Source organism: Niastella caeni, assembly GCF_004834005.1.
GTDB lineage: Bacteria > Bacteroidota > Bacteroidia > Chitinophagales > Chitinophagaceae > Niastella > Niastella caeni.
Map to the genome: position 1 here is coordinate 587,483 of NZ_STFF01000002.1, position 19,262 is coordinate 606,744.

The following is a 19,262-nucleotide window of genomic DNA, read 5'->3' on the forward strand; positions in this document are numbered from 1 at the left end:
GTCAGTTAAATTCGCTAATAAAACCATCAACCTTATTTTATGAAAAAATGGTTGTTTTTTGCCATATGTTTTGTGCAGTTCATGCCCGTCACTTTTGCCCAACAAAAAAAATCGTCTCCAAACAACACACGGGTAAAAATTGCCAATGGTATGCTGGAAGGCAGTCTCGAAGAAACGGGCATCGTTTCGTTTAAAGGAATACCTTATGCCGCGCCGCCTGTTGGCAACCTGCGTTGGAAAGAACCCCAACCAGTACAAAGCTGGAAAGGAGTGCGGGCGGCAAAAAACTTTGGCCCCCGCGCCATGCAGCCACCCATTTTTACCGATATGGTTTTTCGTTCAAACGGTATGAGTGAGGACTGTTTGTATTTGAATGTATGGACACCCGGTACAAAGGGTAAATTACCGGTGCTGGTATATTTTTACGGTGGAGGGTTTGCTACAGGCGATGGTTCGGAGCCACGTTATGATGGAGAAAGCATGGCCCAAAAAGGCATTGTAGCGCTGACTGTAAATTACCGGTTGGGTGTGTTCGGATTACTGGCTCATCCTGAGTTAACCAAAGAATCACCCCATCATGTATCGGGCAATTATGGTTTGCTCGATCAGTCGGCTGCTTTGAACTGGGTAAAGCAAAATATTGCTGCCTTTGGCGGCGATCCCGCCAAAATTACCATTGCCGGCGAATCAGCCGGCTCCATGTCGGTAAGTGCACAAATGGCTTCTCCATTGAGTAAAAATTTAATTGCCGGTGCTATTGGCGAGAGCGGTTCTTTGTTGGGTATAAGACCGCTTGTTCCATTGAATAAAACAGAAGAGAACGGAGCGAAGTTTGCGAAAGCTGCCGGTGCCAGTTCACTAACAGCGCTCAGAGCATTGAATGCAGATTCCTTGTTAAAACTGAGTGGCGAGTATGGCGTTTTTAATTTTCCGATGACCATGGATGGTTACTTCTTTCCAAAAGAACCGCTTGCTATTTATCAGGCTGGCGAACAGGCGCATGTGCCCTTGCTGGCAGGTTGGAATTCAGAAGAATCGGGTGGTCAGGCTATTATGGGAAACAATCCATTCACAAAAGATAATTTTAAAAAAGCAGTACAAAATTCGTTTGGTAATAAAACCGAGGAACTATTAAAAGTCTATGCAGTAAATTCAGATGATGAAGTAGCGCAGGTAGCTACCGATTTAGCGGGCGACCTTTTCATAGGTTTCGGTACCTGGCGCTGGACCAATTTGCATACAAAAACGGGAACAGGTCCTGTATATCGTTATTATTACACGCATCCGCATCCCCTGTCAAAAAGGGCGGTGCATTCTGCAGAGATTCAATATGCCATGGGCAATTTGCCTTACTACAAAAATTATGGATGGACTGATGATGATTATAAAGTATCGAACGTGATGCAACAGTACTTTGTAAACTTTATCAAAACCGGTAATCCCAATAGTTCGGGGTTACCCAATTGGCCCACAACCAGCAGTAGCCCTATCGTTCCTGTAATGCAGATTGGTGTAAGCCCCAAAGTTGTGCCTGCTGAGAATGATGTACGGTATGAGGTTTTGCAGAAAATAACTCAGTAGGGCAGAAGCGTTACTTGAAATGACGATTCTAAATACATTACTCAAAGCTATATGAAAAAACGATTTTCCCTGTTTATCTTATTTGCAATACTTTCCACCTCCGTCGTTGTTGCCCAACAACCTGCCGTTATTAAAATGGAGGATGGGTTGGTGCAGGGAACATTTGAAAATGGATTAACTGTTTACAGAGGGATTCCTTTCGCTTCCCCTCCGGTTGGCAATTTGCGTTGGCGTGCTCCACAGGCTGTAAAAAAATGGGACACAATTTTACAGGCAAAAAAATTTGCACCTGGTCCTGTGCAGGGGTGGACGCCTCCTTCAGGAAAAAGCGAAGACTGTTTGTACCTGAACGTATGGTCGCCTGCAACATCTTCAAATGAACACATGCCTGTTCTTGTATGGATCTATGGTGGCGCTTTTAATGGCGGCGCTACTTCTGATGTAAATTATAGTGGTGAACAATTAGCGAAAAAAGGAGTGCTGGTTGTTAGCATAGCTTACCGGGTTGGGCAACTGGGATTTTTAGCACACCCTGAATTAAGTGCGGAAAGTTCGAACCATGTTTCAGGAAATTATGGTTTGCTGGATATGATAGCAGGGCTTAAATGGGTTCAAAAAAATATTGCTGCATTTGGAGGCGATCCGCGTAAAGTTACCATTTTCGGTGAATCTGCAGGCGGCATTGCTGTAAGCATGTTGTGTGCATCGCCGCTCGCAAAAGGACTATTCCGTGGTGCTATCTCACAAAGCGGTGGTTCATTCGGGCCACCAAGGATCACTACTTTTCCGGGAGAGAATTTAAAAAAGATCCGGGATGCAGAAAGCGCAGGCGAAGCCTATGTAAAGAATGCAGGATTTTCTTCCATTGCAGATCTGAGAAAACTGGATGCAGATAAACTTCCTGCAATACGCGGACTGGCATGGCCAATTATTGATGGATGGGTGATACCGGATGATCAATACAAATTGTATGAAGCAGGTAAGTACAATGATGTTAATATCCTGATCGGCTACAACTCTGACGAAGGCGCCAGCTTTTCACCGCCAAAAACACCTGCCGATTACATAACTGCCGTAAAAACGCGTTATGGCAAATTTGCTGACGATCTTTTCAAAGCCTATCCGGTTGATTCTACAGCTGTTCCAAGAACAGCAAGAGATTTAATGCGCGATGCAGCATTTGGCTGGCATACGTGGAGTTGGGCAAGGTTACAATCGAAGACCGGCAAATCGAAAGTGTTTTATTACTTTTTCGATCAGCATCCGGATTATCCTGCAGGTTCCCCCCGTTACGGGTATGGGTCGCCGCATGCGCAGGAAGTTGCTTATGTTTTTAAACATCTTGACGCATCGAACCCTCAGACAACTAAAAGCGATTTGGAAATAGCTGAAGCTATGGCTACTTACTGGACGAACTTTGCGAAGTATGGCCATCCAAATGGTAATGGCCTTCCTGACTGGCCTGCATTCAGCGATAAAAATCCTGTAGTAATGTACTTTAATCAAACACCTCATACGGGGCCTGTACCGGGTGCAAAATCGCTTGAAGCACTGGATGCTTATTTCAAATGGAGACGTTCGCCGGAAGGTGAAGCCTGGGCCCGATAATATTAGAGCACGAGGCCGCTCCGATACCGGGTTGCTGGTGATGCCGCCAGCGATGTTTGTATCCCTTTTTTTTGTTGAACCAGGCGCCCAAATGTTACAATTAACAGTATAGAATGTTGCAGCCTTCAACTTTTAGGCTGCAGGCAGCCTTAGATGCAGGAATTATTTTTTAAATTGTGCTTCACTGCTATTCCTGCTATATGAAACTGCTTTATAAGTTGATTGCGATTGCCTTTGTGTTGTGCTGTACCCGTCCATTACAAGCTCAACAACCTATTTATCAGTTTCGCCATCTTGATTATAGTCATGGTTTGTCGCACAACCAGGTTACAACGATCTATAAAGACAGCCGCGGGTTTATGTGGTTTGGCACCATGAGCGGGCTAAACAGGTATGATGGCTATGTTGTTAAAACTTTTCACCATTCTATAAAAGATTCCAATTCACTAAGTGACGATTATATTGCAAAAATTGCAGGCGGCCCTTATAAAAAATTATGGATCCAGCTACGGACCGGCTTTAATATTTACGACCCGGTAACAGAAAAATTCGAGCGTCGTGCAGATAAATCCCTGCAACAATTGGGGCTGCCCGGCGCCGGCCTTACCGATATTGTTCAGGCCGGGGCCGGATACTGGTTTGTTTTTCGGGATAGTGGCCTCTATTATTATGAACATAATAAACCGGTTGTTGCTTTACTACGGAATAGATCGCTGCAGCCCTTTACCATAGCTGATGTAAAAACTGATGCAGGTAATAACATCTGGGTAGTTTACAGTAACGCCCTTATTGAAAAGATAGACGGCGCCTCCAAAAAAGTGGTTGAACGCATTCCCTTGCTGCAACAAAAAGGGAACCCAAAAGAAAATTTATACCATCTTTTTATTGATTCCCAGAACGACTGCTGGATCTATGCAGGCGGGGGATTTAATGGCGCCTACCGCGTGCATGTGAAAAATAATACGGTTGAACATATAGCCAAAGATGAAGGAACGGCAATATTGAGCAGTAATATTATAATGAGCATGGCAGAAGACAATAAAGGGCTCTTGTGGATCGCCACCGATCATGGCGGATTGAATATCCTGGATAAAAGGAACATGCGGGTGCAGGTAGTGCTAAACAAAGAGGGCGACGATAAAAGTTTAACCCAAAATAGTCTTACAGAAATTTATAAAGATGATTTCGGCATCATGTGGGTAGGCACCTTTAAGCAGGGCATTAATTATTACCAGGAAGGGATCAGCAAATTCCCCTTATATACGCATCAGGGATCAGATGCATCCGGTCTTCCCTTCAATGATGTAAATCGATTTGCAGAAGATGCCAAAGGCAATATCTGGATAGGCACAAATGGCGGCGGACTCATTTACTTCAACCGCGCACAAAATACCTTTAAACAGTTCAGGCATGATCCGGCAAATAATAACAGCCTATGCAACGACGTCATCGTGAGCCTTTGTGTTGATCATAACAACTTATTATGGATCGGTACCTATTATGGCGGACTGGACAGTTATGATGGTAAGACCTTTAAGCACTACCGCCACAATGACAAAGACAGCAACAGCCTGGCCGATGACCGCGTGTGGGAAATTTATGAAGATAGAAGCAACAATCTCTGGATTGGCAATTTTGAAGAGGGCCTTGAAAGATTTGATCCCCTTGCTCAAAAGTTTATTCATTACAAGCCAGGTGCGCCTAATGCTGTACATTCAGGACATATCACTTCCATTACAGAAGACAGGCAGGGCAATTTATGGGTTGGAACGTCCTATGGAATAGATGTGAAATTCAGGGGCTCACCATCCTTTAAACAATTACTCTCAACAGGTACAGGTTTAAGCAACGATAATGTGAATTCCGTTTTCCAGGATAGCCGCGGTTCAATTTGGGTGGGCACCAGGGACGGCCTTAATATTTACAATGCCCGTAACAATAGTTTCCAGGTTTTCAGGAAGGAAGATGGATTGCCGGATAATACTATTCTGGATATTGTTGAAGATAATGCCCAACATTTATGGATCAGCACACCGAACGGCATCAGCCGGGTCACCTACCAGCAGTTGCCGGGGAAAGGCTATGGTATTAATTGTCTTAATTACGACCGGCTCGACGGTCTGCAGGAAAAGCAGTTCAATCAAAATGCAGTGCTTAAAACCAGCAGCGGTGAATTGATCTTTGGCGGCGCCAAAGGCTTTAATCTGTTTAATCCCGATCAATTAAAGATTAATATTTATCCACCCACGGTTGTATTGACCGGTCTTCAGGTTTTTAATGAGGAGATTACAGCGGATGAAAAGATCGGAAATCATGTGGTGTTAGAAAAAGCGATCGCTGAAACAAATGAGATCAGGCTGAAATACGATCAGAATATTTTCTCTTTGGAATTTGCAGCGCTCAATTATATCAATTCCCGCAAGAATAAATATGCTTACCGGCTGCAGGGATTTAACAACAACTGGCTTTACAGTGATGGCAGCATGCGTAAAGTGACCTATACCAATCTGGACCCCGGAAAATATACCTTCTATGTAAAAGCATCGAATGAAGATGGCATATGGAATGAAAAGGGAATTGCGGTGAACATTGTTATTTTGCCACCTTTCTGGAAAACGAGGCTGGCCTGGTTTGTATACGTTCTGTTTGTTGTTTGTATATTGATTATTGCCAGGCGAATGATAATTCAACGGGCCCGTACCCGTTTTGCCCTTGAACTGGAGCGAAAAGAAGCGCAACGCATGCATGAAGTGGATGTGATGAAGATCCGGTTCCTAACCAACATGAGCCATGAATTCAGAACCCCGCTGTCGTTGATCATTACGCCACTCGAAAGAATAATCCGCTCTGCAACAGAGCCTTCTTTGCAATCACAATACCAGTTGATCCACCGGAATGCACGACGCCTGCTTAACCTGGTAAACCAGTTGCTCGATTTTCGAAAGATGGAAGTTCACGAACTGAAACTGCATCCTGCCGAAGGAGATATTGTACATTTTCTCAGAGAAACCTGCTACTCCTTTACTGATATCGCTGAAAAAAAGCAGATCCGCTTTTCTTATAACGGGCCTTCAGAAAGCATGGTTACCCATTTCGACCACGACAAACTGGAACGGATCCTGTTTAACCTGCTTTCAAATGCTTTCAAGTTTACTGCAGAAAACGGGGAAGTGGCCGTTGAAGCAACCATTGTAAAAAATGCGGTTGGCGCATTGTTGGAAATCAAAATAAAGGATTCCGGCATTGGAATACCAGCCGAAAGGCAGGAAAAAATATTCGAACGTTTTTTTCAGCATGATGTTCCCGGCACTATGATCAACCAGGGAAGCGGAATAGGACTGGCCATTACCAAAGAATTTGTGAACCTCTTCAACGGAACAATCAGTGTAGAAAGCCGGGAGTATAAAGGGGCCTGTTTTACCGTGCAGTTACCGCTTAAAGAATATACATCCCCGGTTACAATTACCGGCGAAAGTACTTTCCGTCAGGCTGTTGAAACAGCGACCCTCCACCAGGCATCACGGCGCAAAAAATTTACCATCTTGCTGGTAGAGGATAGCGAAGATTTTCTTTTTTATCTGAAAGATAACCTCGGTGAGTATTATAATATTATCACAGCTGTGAATGGAAAGGAAGGCTGGCAGAAAACACTTTCGGCCCACCCTGATATAATAGTAAGCGACATCATTATGCCCGGTACAACCGGCATCGAACTTTGCCATAAAATAAAAAGCGACCGGCGAACGAAACATATCCCTGTAATCCTGTTAACCGCTTTGACGGGGGAAGAACAGCAATTGCGCAGTATAGAAACGGGCGCAGCCGATTATCTTACCAAACCTTTCAATTTTGAAATATTGCTGAGCAAAATAAAAAACCTGTTATTGCAACAGCAGTCGATGCGCAAAACATTTACGAAGAAGGTAGAAGTAAAGAATGTGGATATAGCCGTTAAAGACGAAAGATCGGATGAGATGTTTGTTCAGAACGCAACAACGATCATTGAAAAAAATATGTCAAACCCCGACTTTTCAGTAGAAGATCTCAGCCGCGCCTTACTCATGAGCCGCTCGGCTGTTTACAAAAAAATGTTTGTACTAACCGGAAAAACCCCTATTGAATATATCCGCACGATAAGGCTGGAGAGAGCTGCCCTGTTACTGCTGAAAACAAATAAAACCGTGGCGGAAGTAGCCTACGAAACCGGGTTCAATAATCCTAAATATTTTTCCCGGTACTTCAAAAATCAGTTTGGCGTGTTGCCTTCCACCTATCATGACACAGCCAATTTCCCGGGCAAAGATGATAATGAAGATGAATGATTTTCAGATTGTGAACCGGTTCATTCAGACACAAATAATACACCTCCCCGCAACATTTAGATACCACCGCACAAAACCGGCAACATTTTGATACCCTGAATGGGACGCGTTGCTACCATGCTTGTGACGCAGGGCTACTAAATTCATGCTGCCAAATTAATTGGTATTCAACTACAACGATTTCCTTTTTCAACGATTGATGTCGTAACAGTTTTTTTTACGAACAAAAAAAAGTCATATGGAAAAAATTCTATTACACACACAGGGTACGGGAGCGTACCGCTCAAAGACATTCCTTTCATTACACTTTCCATTAAGGATGTCTCCTCACAACTCACGATCAGTGGAAACGGCAGGGGCCTTCACCCCTTTTTATTGCAAGCCCCGATTTATAGTGGCTTTTTCGCTGATCCTTTTTTGCTTTTCACAAATAAAACTAAGCGCACAAACATTTCGTAATGTAGCCTTTGGGGGAGGTGGTTTTATAACAGGGATCATAAGTCATAAAACATCAGGCGATGTTTACTGCCGCACAGATGTTGGAGGCGCTTACCGTTGGGATGCCGCAAATTCAAAATGGATCCCTTTGCTCGATTGGAATTCTGAGGATGAAACAACCTATCAGGGAGTGGAAGCTTTGGCGCTGGACCCTCAGAATCCCAATAATCTATATTTATTTGCCGGGACTGATTACTTCAATGGTGGAAAAACAGCGATCTTAAAATCCACAGATAAGGGAAATACATTTTCTATAGTGGAGGTGACTTCAAAATTTAAGACGCACGCAAATTCTTTGGGGAGGGGTAATGGCGAACGTCTGGCTGTGGATCCTAATAACGGCAACATCCTTTTTTGCGGAACAAAATCAAATGGTTTGTGGAAAAGTACCGATGGAGGATTAAACTGGACACAGGCCTGGAATGGAGTAACCACTACAGCCAATGGAAACGGGATCTGCTTTGTAGTGTTTGATCCTTCCAGCGTTTCGGGAGGAGTTACCCAAACTATTTATATAGGAGTTTCCCGCACGGGAGACAATAATATATACAAAAGTACCAACGGCGGCAGCACGTTCACTCCAATTACGCCTAATAATTCATTTATGCCCCACAGGGCTGTTTTATCTTCCGATAATTCTACTTTATATGTAACATTGGCAGATGAACAGGGTCCATCGAACGGCAGCAGCGGAAGAGTTTACAAATTGGCTACTGCTACCGGAACCTGGACCAACATTACTCCAGAGGGGAATAATTACCCTTACGGCGGAGTCAGTGTTGATCCGGCAAATAAAAACAGGGTTATTGTTTCGACGATTAACGTCTGGAATAACAACCAGTTTTGCAACAACTCATGGGGGGATTTTATTTTCTTATCTACCGACGGAGGAAGTACCTGGACCTCAAAGTTGACGTGCACAAGCACCCTGAACACCAATGGCATTGGCTGGATCGCTCCTTATGGGATACATTGGGCAGATTGCATTGACTTTGATCCGTTAAATACGGCAAGAGTAAGGGTGATGTCGGGGAATGGACTTTTTACCTGCGATGATATCAATGCAACCAACGTTTCCTGGAAATTTGATGTAAAAGGACTGGAAGAAACGGTAGTGCTTGATGCTATAAGCATACCGGGAGGTCCTCTAATAACCGCTATGGGAGACCAACGCGGAGCAGTGTACGCTTCGGATATTTATACCTATCCCACTGAGATAATTAACCCTAGTTCTCCACATAACAGTGGTTTGGCATATGCCGCTAACAATACCAGTAAAGTGATAAGGGTTTCTGATAAAATGTATTACTCTACCGATAAGGGAGCAAGCTGGACAGAAACGACTTCTATTAATGGTTCATATGGGAAAGTCGCAGTGTCGGCAGATGGAAATACCATACTGCATTGTCCCAGTGGATCAAGTACTACTTATTATTCGACTAACAATGGCGGAACATGGACAAGTACGGGAGTCACTAATGTTGAGAATGCTCATCCAATAGCAGATTACGTTAATACCAATAAGTTTTATATTTATAATCCTGGTAGTGGACAACTCTTAGTAAGCACCAATAAAGGTGTAAGTTTTACCGCTTCTTCATCTAATCCTGGTACAGATGGTTCAATTCGGGCAAGAGCTGTTCCCGGCAACGAGGGACATGTGTGGGTAGCGCTGTGGAATGGATTAACGTATACTACAAATAATGGATCCTCATGGACAACTGTTCCGAATGTTACCTATTGCAGAGCTGTTGGATTTGGTAAAGCTGCAACGGGAGCTACTTATCCCGCTGTGTATATTTGGGGAACTGTTAGCGGCGTTAAAGGTATTTTCCGTTCAACAGACCAGGGCGCTTCATGGACACGAATAAACGACGATGCCCATGAGTGGGGAGGCGTGGGTAACGGTAATTTTGTAATGGGCGATATGAACGTATATGGCCGGGCGTATATGGCTACAGTAGGACGAGGTCTGGTTGTTATCGAATCAGGAGGTTGTACGCCTACTGCCATCACTCCATACGTACAGCTTAATGGCGGAAGCTGGCAGCAGACAGCCAATGGTACTTTAGCTACAGGTGGCAGCGTGCTGTTTGGCCCTCAGCCTGTAACGGGCGGATCGTGGAGCTGGACCGGTCCGAATAATTTTAGTGCTACTACCCGTGAAGCAGGCATTTCAAATATCCAGGTGAACCAGGCAGGGAACTATGTGGCCACCTACACCAATAGCAGCGGCTGCCAAAGCACGCAGACCTTTAACGTAACCGTGACTGGCTCCATATTGAGACAATGGTGGACAGGCATCAGCGGAACTGCGATCAGCAACCTCACCTCCAATAGCAATTATCCAAACAATCCTTCGGGTAGCTCGCAGCTCACCAGCCTGGAAGCTCCCACCAACTGGGCAGATAATTATGGCACCCGCATCCGCGGCTATATCCATCCTACTGCAAGCGGCAGCTACACCTTCTGGGTAGCGGGCGACGACAACACGGAATTATACCTGAGCACCAGCGACAACCCCGCCGGTGCAACAAGAATAGCTTACATCACTGGATGGACGAATTCGAGAGAATGGAATAAGTACAGCACGCAGCAGTCCACCACCATTAACCTGGTTGCCGGACAGAAATACTACATTGAAGTGCTTCACAAGGAAGGCAGTGGGGGAGATAATATAGCAGTAGCCTGGCAGGGCCCTGGCATTACACAACAGGTAATTGCCGGAACTTATCTCTCTCCGTTCATTCCGGGCGGTTCTGGGGCCAGACAATCAACAACACAAGTGATGGAAGCCGGCATGAATGAGAATGCTTTCAGCCTGTATCCAAATCCGGCCAACGCAGGAAGGTTTACGATCCTTCTTCCGGAAATTACCGAGAATGCGGTTGTAAAAATTTATGATAACCTGGGCAGAATGGTTTACGTAAAGATCGCTAAAGGCGGTAACCGGATAGCAATCGATGCGCAGTTGAAGACAGGGTTGTACCATGTTAGAATAAATTCGAAAGGATTAATTTTCACTAAGAAGCTGATCGTTAAATAACAGATCTTTCACCAATTATTGGGAATGCTTCGCCGGAAGCATTCCCAATTTTTTGCATAGTATATTCATGTATGAATTATTATAAGAACCTTTTTTCATTAACACTTTTTAGTCTTTACGTTTTAAATACCTTTTCGCAACAAGAACAAGTGAAAAGAGAACGGTTGCCAATGGACCATGACTGGCGTTTTGCTTTTGGTCATCCGTATGATGTTCAGCAGGACTTTGGCGCAGGTACAGCTTATTTTTCTTATTTGGCCAAGGCAGGTTCCGGAGATGGCGCAGCCGCGGCTGGTTTTGATGATCGTGCCTGGCGTAAGCTGGATCTGCCACATGATTGGGCCGTTGAACAGCCATTTAGCCCGGAGGCCAGCTTTAGTCATGGGTTCAAAGCCATCGGCCGGGCGTTCCCTGAGCGAAGTGTAGGCTGGTATCGAAAGACGTTTACGATACCAACTGCCGATCTTGGTAAGCGCGTGTCAATTGTTTTTGACGGTGTTTTCCGTAATTCCATCGTATGGGTAAACGGGCATTATCTCGGTACAGAACAAAGCGGATACAGCAGCTTCCAATATGATATTACCGATGTGCTGAACTACGGCGGCGATAATGTGATAGCCGTACGTGTGGATGCGACCATGGAAGAAGGCTGGTTTTATGAAGGAGCAGGTATCTATCGCCATGTTTGGCTTACTAAAACCGCGCCCGTGCATGTAGCGGCGAATGGTACATTCGTTACCTCACAGGTACAGGAAGGGAACGCAGTGGTGAGCGTAAAAACAGATGTGATGAATGAAGCGAAAGAAAGCAAGACCATCGATGTGATACAAACCATTGTCGATGCTGACGGAAAAGTTATAACCACTAAAACAAACAGCGCTGTTTCGCTGGCGCCCTTTCAAACCAGGGAAATCACTACGCATCTTTCTGTAAATGATGCAAAGCTGTGGGACATTGATTCGCCCTATTTGTACCGGCTGGTCACCAGAATTAAAGAAAGGGCAGATACAACAGATCAGTACGAAACCACCTTCGGCATTCGCACCATTCGCTTTGACGCCTCAGCAGGTTTTTTCCTGAATGGAAAGCCCGTGAAGCTGAAAGGCACCAATAATCACCAGGACCATGCAGGCGTTGGTACTGCCATACCCGACGAGTTGCAGTACTGGCGCATTAAAACCCTGAAAGACATAGGGGCTAACGCTTACCGCTGCTCGCATCATCCACCCACGCCCGAATTGTTAGATGCCTGTGACCGGTTAGGTATGTTGGTGCTTGATGAGAACCGGTTGATGCGTACGACAGCCGATGGGTTGAATGAACTGAAGCGAATGATCATGCGCGACCGCAATCATCCTGCTGTGATCGGCTGGTCGGTCGGCAATGAAGAATGGGCCATTGAAAACAATATTACCGGTGAACGCATTGCTGCAACCCTGCAGGCTTTTGCCAATAGTCTCGATAGCACGCGTCCCGCAACAGCAGGCATCAGTGGAAGTTTCCGTAGCGGTATTTCCGATATAATGCAGGTGATGGGCTATAATTACCTCGGTAATGGTGATATTGATGCGCACCGGAAGCGGTTTCCAAACCAGCCTGGTATGGGTACTGAAGAAGGGTCAACCTTTGCTACAAGAGGTATTTATGTAACCGACGATAACAAGCATTACCAGGCAGCGTATGATCGAAAGCCGCGGCCAACTTTCTATACTATTGAAGAAGGGTGGCGGTTTTATGCAGAACGGCCATACCTCGCTGGTATGTTTATCTGGACCGGTTTTGATTACCGGGGTGAGCCCACTCCATACGGCTGGCCTTCTGTTACATCTTATTTTGGCATGATGGATATTTGTGGTTTTCCAAAAGATAATGCCTACTATCTGAGGTCATGGTGGGGAAAGCAACCCGTTTTGCACCTGCTGCCGCACTGGAACTGGAAAGGGCAGGAGGGGAAAATGATCGATGTGTGGGCTTACAGCAATTGCGACGAAGTAGAACTTTTCCTGAATAAAAAGAGCCTTGGAAGAAAAAAAATGACAATCAATGGGCACCTCGAATGGAAAGTGGCCTATGCGCCCGGTAAACTGGAAGCAGTTGGGTACAAAGCCGGAAAAAAACTGCTGACCGATGTGGTTCAAACGACTGCCGGGCCCGATTCCATCCGGTTAACTTCCCACAAAACTTCACTTACTGCAGGTTGTGATGACATAGCCATTGTAACGGTGGATGCGCTCGATAAAAACCATCTGGCTGTGCCAATGGCAGATAACGAAATTACCTTTACTATTCAGGGACCTGGTAAAATAATTGGTGTAGGAAATGGCGATCCCACCTCGCTTGAAAAAGACAGGTTCATTGAAACTATTCAAACTGTCAGGATCGAAGATCTGAAAGAGAAAGCTGTAGATAGTATAGATGTTACAAACGAAACAGGTTTGGCGGTAGACGATACAAACTGGAAGGAGGCTTTCAAAGACCGGGATTATAAAAATCTGGCGAAGGCTTATGTATACAGGGGCAGCTTTATGCTTCCTCAAAATTATGATTCGTCGGCCATTACGTTATTTTATAAAAATATTGGTCGTGAGCAATCGCTTTACATCAATGGGAAAGAAATTGCACACAACCAGAAAGAATATGAAACCGCGGCTGGTTACCAGTTGAACAAAAGCATGCTTCGGCCCGGCAAAAATGTAATTGCTATTGTGGCTACGCCCATACCGAAGCGACATGAGTGGGAAAATGTGAACACCGATCCGGGTTTAATTCAACTCGTTTTACCCGCTGGAACCTGGAAGCGAAAACTCTTCAACGGCCTGGCGCAGATGATTGTGCAAAGAACGAAAGAGCCAGGCGACATAGTGTTAGTGGCCACATCGCCTGGTTTAAAATCAGCAACGTTTAGATGGCATATACCCGAAGGCCGGTAGGCAATTTGTTCTGAATATTGTAGCAGTCGATACGTTTTTGTTGATAAATTTAAGGCGGCCCCCCGATTTGAATAAAGCCCCTTGCAACCGCCTTCAATTCTAAATAATTTTCCAATGGTTCTCCTGGTAAATATGATTGATAGTGAGGGTGAATGAGTTATACGTGTGAACAGGCCTATTCAGACACAAATAATACTCCTCCCTGCAACATTTCAATACCACTGCCCACAAAAACCGGCAACATTTTGATACCCTGAATTGGACGGGCTGCTACCATGCTTCTGGGGCAGGGCTTCTAATTTCATGCTGCCAAAATGATTGCTATGCCGTCACAGGACCTATCTTCTCATACTGCAGGAAACCAGAACTTATTGATACTATTCAAATCAAAACTAATTAAGGTCAATTGTTCAACAAATGCAACTATAAAGGCGCAAACAAAAATTTCTTACACTTTGAAAACTGTAAAAATGAAAATTACGAGGTTAGCCAAAATAATGGGGCTGCTCATTATACTTTTTTTTACCAATTGTAATAAAAAGGGCGACTCGCCTGCTCCGGAACTCTCCGTTTCGCCATCAGAGATCAACCTTCCATCAGGAGGCGGAGCAGCGGATCTTACCATTAACGGAAATGCACAGTGGAGCATCAGCAACGCAGCTTCCTGGTTGCAATTAAACAAAACCTCAGGCAATAGCGGCAGCAGTACGATCCGGTTAACGGCAAGTGCCAATCATACAGGTGCTTCCCGATCTACCGTATTGACAATAAACGCCAATAACGGACAGGCGAGAAGAGTAACGGTTTCACAAACTGCCGAATTATATCCTTCTTACAATACATCGCCCAAAGCGGCTGATTCCGCAGGAATGAGTACTGCGGTGCAACTGGCTGCCAAATTCAAATTAGGATGGAACATTGGGAATACACTGGAAGCTACCGGTGGAGAAACGAGTTGGGGCAATCCCCTGATCACCGAGGCGTATGTAAAAGCTGTAAAGCAATTGGGATTTACAGCTATTCGCGTACCCTGTGCATGGGATCTTCATGTTGATAACAAAGCTACTGCACACATAGATCAAAATTGGATGAACAGGGTGAAAGAGGTAGTAGGCTATTGTGTGAATAATGACATCTATGTTATGCTCAATATTCACTGGGATGGCGGCTGGCTCGAAAATAACATCACTAAAGCAAAGCAGGATTCTGTCAATGCCAAACAAAAAGCATTTTGGGAGCAAATTGCTACCGCCATGCGCGACTTTGATGAGCATCTGATGTTTGCCAGCGCTAACGAACCAAATGCTGATAATGCAGAGAAGATGGCAGTCTTAGCATCATACCACCAGACATTCGTTGATGCTGTTCGTTCTACAGGTGGAAAAAACAGCCACCGCGTACTTATTGTTCAGGGGCCGAATACAAACGCGTCATTGACATCCGACTTAATGAACACACTGCCCAAAGACCCGACGGCCAAACGCCTGATGGTTGAAGTGCATAACTATTTGCCATCACAGTTTTGTTTCCTTGGTCAGGATGTGAGCTGGGGTAAAATGGCTTACTACTGGGGCAAAGGATATCATTCAACCGTTGAACCCGATCGTAACGCGACGTATGGAGAAGAAGACGAACACATTTCCGACTATAATAAGGTTAAAACAAAATTTGTTGATAAAGGGATCCCGGTTATCATGGGCGAGTATGGCGCTTACAGGCGTGATGGTTCTGCCAATATTCCAAAAGACCTGGCCTTGCATAACGCCTCGGTAGACTATTGGATAACCTTTACAACAAAAGAAGCATTGGCACGCGGAATAAAGCCTTTTTGGTGGGATACAGGCGGTGCTTTGGACAGGCGAAACAATACGGTAAAAGACCAACGAACGATTGATGCTCTGATTGCCGGGGGGCAATAGAGATATTTTGATAAAAGATGCCCCTGCCAGCCGGTGATAAAAGGGCGGCTGGTCATGGGTGTAACTACCCTTTTCAACTTGCCTTTTCGCTTTTATTTACTTAAACGATGTAAGCTTTATGAAAAAAAAATTACTATCACCATGTAAACAAAAGGTTATACTACTTTTTGTTGCCGGATTATTTATATCCTTTAAAATGTTCTCGCAATCCTCCGGCTACGTCTTTAAGCATTCACCTATTGGCGGTGGCGGATTTGTAACCGGCATCGTTACCCACAAAACATCGGGCGACCGATATTGCCGCACCGATGTGGGCGGCGCTTACCGCTGGGATGCTGCGAACAACAAATGGATTCAATTGCTCGATTGGCTTGACGATTCACAAGGTGACCTTTATGGAGTTGAGGCCCTGGCGCTTGATCCGCAGAATGCAAATAATGTTTATATGCTCTGCGGAACCAATTACATTGGCACAGGAAGGTCGGCAATATTAAAGTCCACCGATAAAGGAAATACTTTTACTGTTACAGACCTTACCAATACGTTTAAAGTGCATGGAAATGGAAGTGGGCGCGGTAACGGTGAACGATTGGCAGTTGACCCCAAGAACAGTAATATATTATTCTGTGGAACAAGGGCGAACGGATTGTGGAAGAGTACAGATGCCGGCGTAACCTGGAGCCAGACCTGGAGCGGTGTAACTACCACAACCAATGGCAACGGTATTTGTTTCGTGCTTTTTGACCCTTCAAGCAGCGTAGTGAATGGAGCAAGTCAAACCATTTACATCGGTGTTTCCCGCACCGGTGGCGCGACCCTCTACAGGAGTACAAACGGTGGCGCCAGCTTTACCGACATTTCTCCAACCACCAGTTTTATGCCACACCGGGCCGCTTTGCAGGGAACTACCATGTATGTTACCTTTTCAGACAATGAAGGTCCGCAATCAACTAACGGAGATGGGAAAATATATAAGCTCAACACGGCTACGGGTGTATGGACAAACGCTACCCCCGTTCATTGGAAGGATTATTGTTACGGTGGAATATGTATAGACCCTACTAATGTGAACAGAGTAATAGTTTCTACCAGCGGCATCTACTGGAACAATCAGTTTACTACCGGTTGGGGTGATTTCGTTTTCCTCACTACCGATGGCGGATCGACGTGGACCCTTAAGAATGGGACGAACGCTATCTATGATGCTAACGGCATGGGATGGTCTACCGGGGGCGCGGTTAACTGGATGGACTGTATCGAGTTTGACCAGGATAATCTTAACAGGGTGCGCGTAATAGGCGGAGGCGGCGTATATACCTGTCCCGATATCACCGCCACAAATCCTACCTGGAAATATGATGTGACCGGCATTGAAGAAACCGCATTGCTCGACGTGACAAGCATTCCCGGCGGTCCGGTTATCTCCTCTTTCGGCGACGTAACAGGCTTTGTGCATGAGCCGCTGACTGCTATTCCGCAGGTAAAATTGTCTCCTACAGATGGGAATAATCAGAGCATTGCTTATGCTGGCGCCAACACAAACAGGGTCGTAAGAGCTTCTAACGGTGGAAATGTTATTTACTATTCCAACGATAAGGGCGCAACCTGGACGGGATGCGCCACTAATATGGGTACTGATGGAAAGGTTTCCATCAGCGCCGATGGAGGCACTATCCTTCACTGCCCCGGAAGTTCTTCAACAACTTACTATACCACCAACAACGGAGCCAGTTGGTCTGCCTGTTCGGGGGTATCCGTAGAATACGCTGCTCCGGTGGCTGACCAGGTAAATGCAAATTACTTCTACATCTTCTCGCCGAGAAGCGGGGAGTTTTTCAGAAGCACCAATAAGGGAGTTAGTTTCTCCCTGGCAGGCACGCCGGGCGCATCAAGCGCGAATTATCCATGGGAACCAACCCAGATAAGGGCAGTGCCGGGGTTTGAAGGGCATGTGTGGGTACCGCTTTTCGGCAATGGATTAAAGTATACAACCAACGCCGGGGTGTCTTATACAACTGTTTCCAATGTTACTTATTGCAAAGCGCTGGGAATAGGAATAGCGATGCCCGGGGCCAGCTATCCTACTATTTTCATTTGGGGAACAGTGTCAGGCGTAACAGGCCTTTTCAGATCAACCGATCAGGGTGCTACCTGGCTCAAATTAAATGACAACGCCCATCAGTTCGCAGGCGCGCCATTGCTCGCCGGAGACATGAACGTAGCCGGAAGGGTATACATGAGCGCCGGCGGCGGGAGAGGTTTAATTTACTGGGAGCCCACTGCCTGCACACCTACTGTCATCACACCGTACGTACAGCTTAATGGCGGAAGCTGGCAGCAGACAGCTAGTGGTACTTTAGCTACAGGTGGCAGCGTGCTGTTTGGCCCTCAGCCTGTAACGGGAGGATCATGGAGCTGGACCGGCCCGAATAATTTTAGTGCTACTACCCGTGAAGCAGGCATTTCAAACATCCAGGTGAGCCAGGCAGGCAACTATGTGGCCACCTATACCAATAGCGGCGGATGCCAAAGCACGCAGACCTTTAACGTAACCGTGACCGGCTCCATACTGAGACAATGGTGGACAGGCATCAGCGGAACTGCGATCAGCAACCTGACCTCCAATTCAAATTATCCAAACAATCCTTCGGGTAGCGGGCAGCTCACCAGCCTCGAAGCCCCCACCAACTGGGCGGATAACTATGGCACCCGCATTCGTGGCTATATCCATCCTACTGCAAGCGGCAGCTACACCTTCTGGGTAGCGGGCGACGACAACACGGAATTATACCTGAGCACCAGCGACAACCCGGCCAGTGCAACAAGGATAGCTTACGTGAGCGGTTGGACGAATTCGAGAGAATGGAATAAGTACAGCACACAGCAGTCCACCACCATTAACCTGGTTGCCGGACAGAAATACTACATTGAAGTGCTTCACAAGGAAGCTACCGGCGGCGATAATATAGCAGTGGCCTGGCAGGGTCCCGGCATTACACAACAGGTAATTGCCGGAACTTATCTCTCTCCGTTCATTCCGGGCGGTTCGGGCGCCAGACAATCAACAACACAAGTCATGGAAGCCGGCATGAATGAGAATGCTTTTAGCCTGTATCCAAATCCGGCCAACGCGGGCAGGTTTACGATCCTTCTTCCGGAAATTACCGAAAATGCGGTCGTAAAAATTTATGATAACCTGGGCAGAATGGTTTATGCAAAGATCGCTAAAGGCGGTAACCGGATAGCAATCGATGCGCAGTTGAAGACAGGGCTGTACCATGTTAGAATAAATTCGAAAGGATCTATATTCACTAAGAAGCTGATCGTTAAATAACAGATCCTTCATCAATTATTGGGA

7 protein-coding genes are annotated in these 19,262 nt (G+C 45.7%); all 7 read left to right on the top strand.

Features of this window, described 5'->3' with window-relative positions:
• Window positions 1–39 precede the first annotated feature (39 nt).
• The 7 genes from FAM09_RS09965 to FAM09_RS09995 all read left to right on the top strand — a co-directional run bounded on the left by FAM09_RS09965 (window position 40) and on the right by FAM09_RS09995 (window position 19,238).
• Entirely contained in the window at window positions 40–1,581 is a 1,542-nt protein-coding gene (locus FAM09_RS09965; RefSeq protein WP_136576943.1) for a carboxylesterase/lipase family protein, read from the top strand.
• 51 nt (window positions 1,582–1,632) lie between these two features.
• Window positions 1,633–3,189 carry a carboxylesterase/lipase family protein gene (locus tag FAM09_RS09970; protein ID WP_136576944.1) on the top strand — a complete coding sequence of 519 codons (1,557 nt, stop codon included), beginning with the start codon at window positions 1,633–1,635 and terminating at the stop codon, window positions 3,187–3,189.
• Between the two features lie 200 nt (window positions 3,190–3,389).
• Entirely contained in the window at window positions 3,390–7,511 is a 4,122-nt protein-coding gene (locus tag FAM09_RS09975; protein WP_136576945.1) for a two-component regulator propeller domain-containing protein, read from the top strand.
• A gap of 238 nt (window positions 7,512–7,749) precedes the next feature.
• A complete protein-coding gene (locus FAM09_RS09980; RefSeq protein WP_136576946.1) occupies window positions 7,750–11,055 on the top strand; it encodes a T9SS type A sorting domain-containing protein in 3,306 nt (1,101 codons plus the stop codon).
• A gap of 149 nt (window positions 11,056–11,204) precedes the next feature.
• Window positions 11,205–13,985 carry a beta-galactosidase GalA gene (galA, locus tag FAM09_RS09985; protein ID WP_208025529.1) on the top strand — a complete coding sequence of 927 codons (2,781 nt, stop codon included), beginning with the start codon at window positions 11,205–11,207 and terminating at the stop codon, window positions 13,983–13,985.
• 470 nt (window positions 13,986–14,455) lie between these two features.
• Complete coding sequence (locus FAM09_RS09990; RefSeq protein WP_136576948.1) at window positions 14,456–15,904, top strand: cellulase family glycosylhydrolase; 1,449 nt, start codon at window positions 14,456–14,458, stop codon at window positions 15,902–15,904.
• Window positions 15,905–16,022: 118 nt separating this feature from the next.
• Window positions 16,023–19,238 carry a T9SS type A sorting domain-containing protein gene (locus FAM09_RS09995; protein WP_136576949.1) on the top strand — a complete coding sequence of 1,072 codons (3,216 nt, stop codon included), beginning with the start codon at window positions 16,023–16,025 and terminating at the stop codon, window positions 19,236–19,238.
• The last annotated feature ends 24 nt before the right edge of the window (window positions 19,239–19,262 follow it).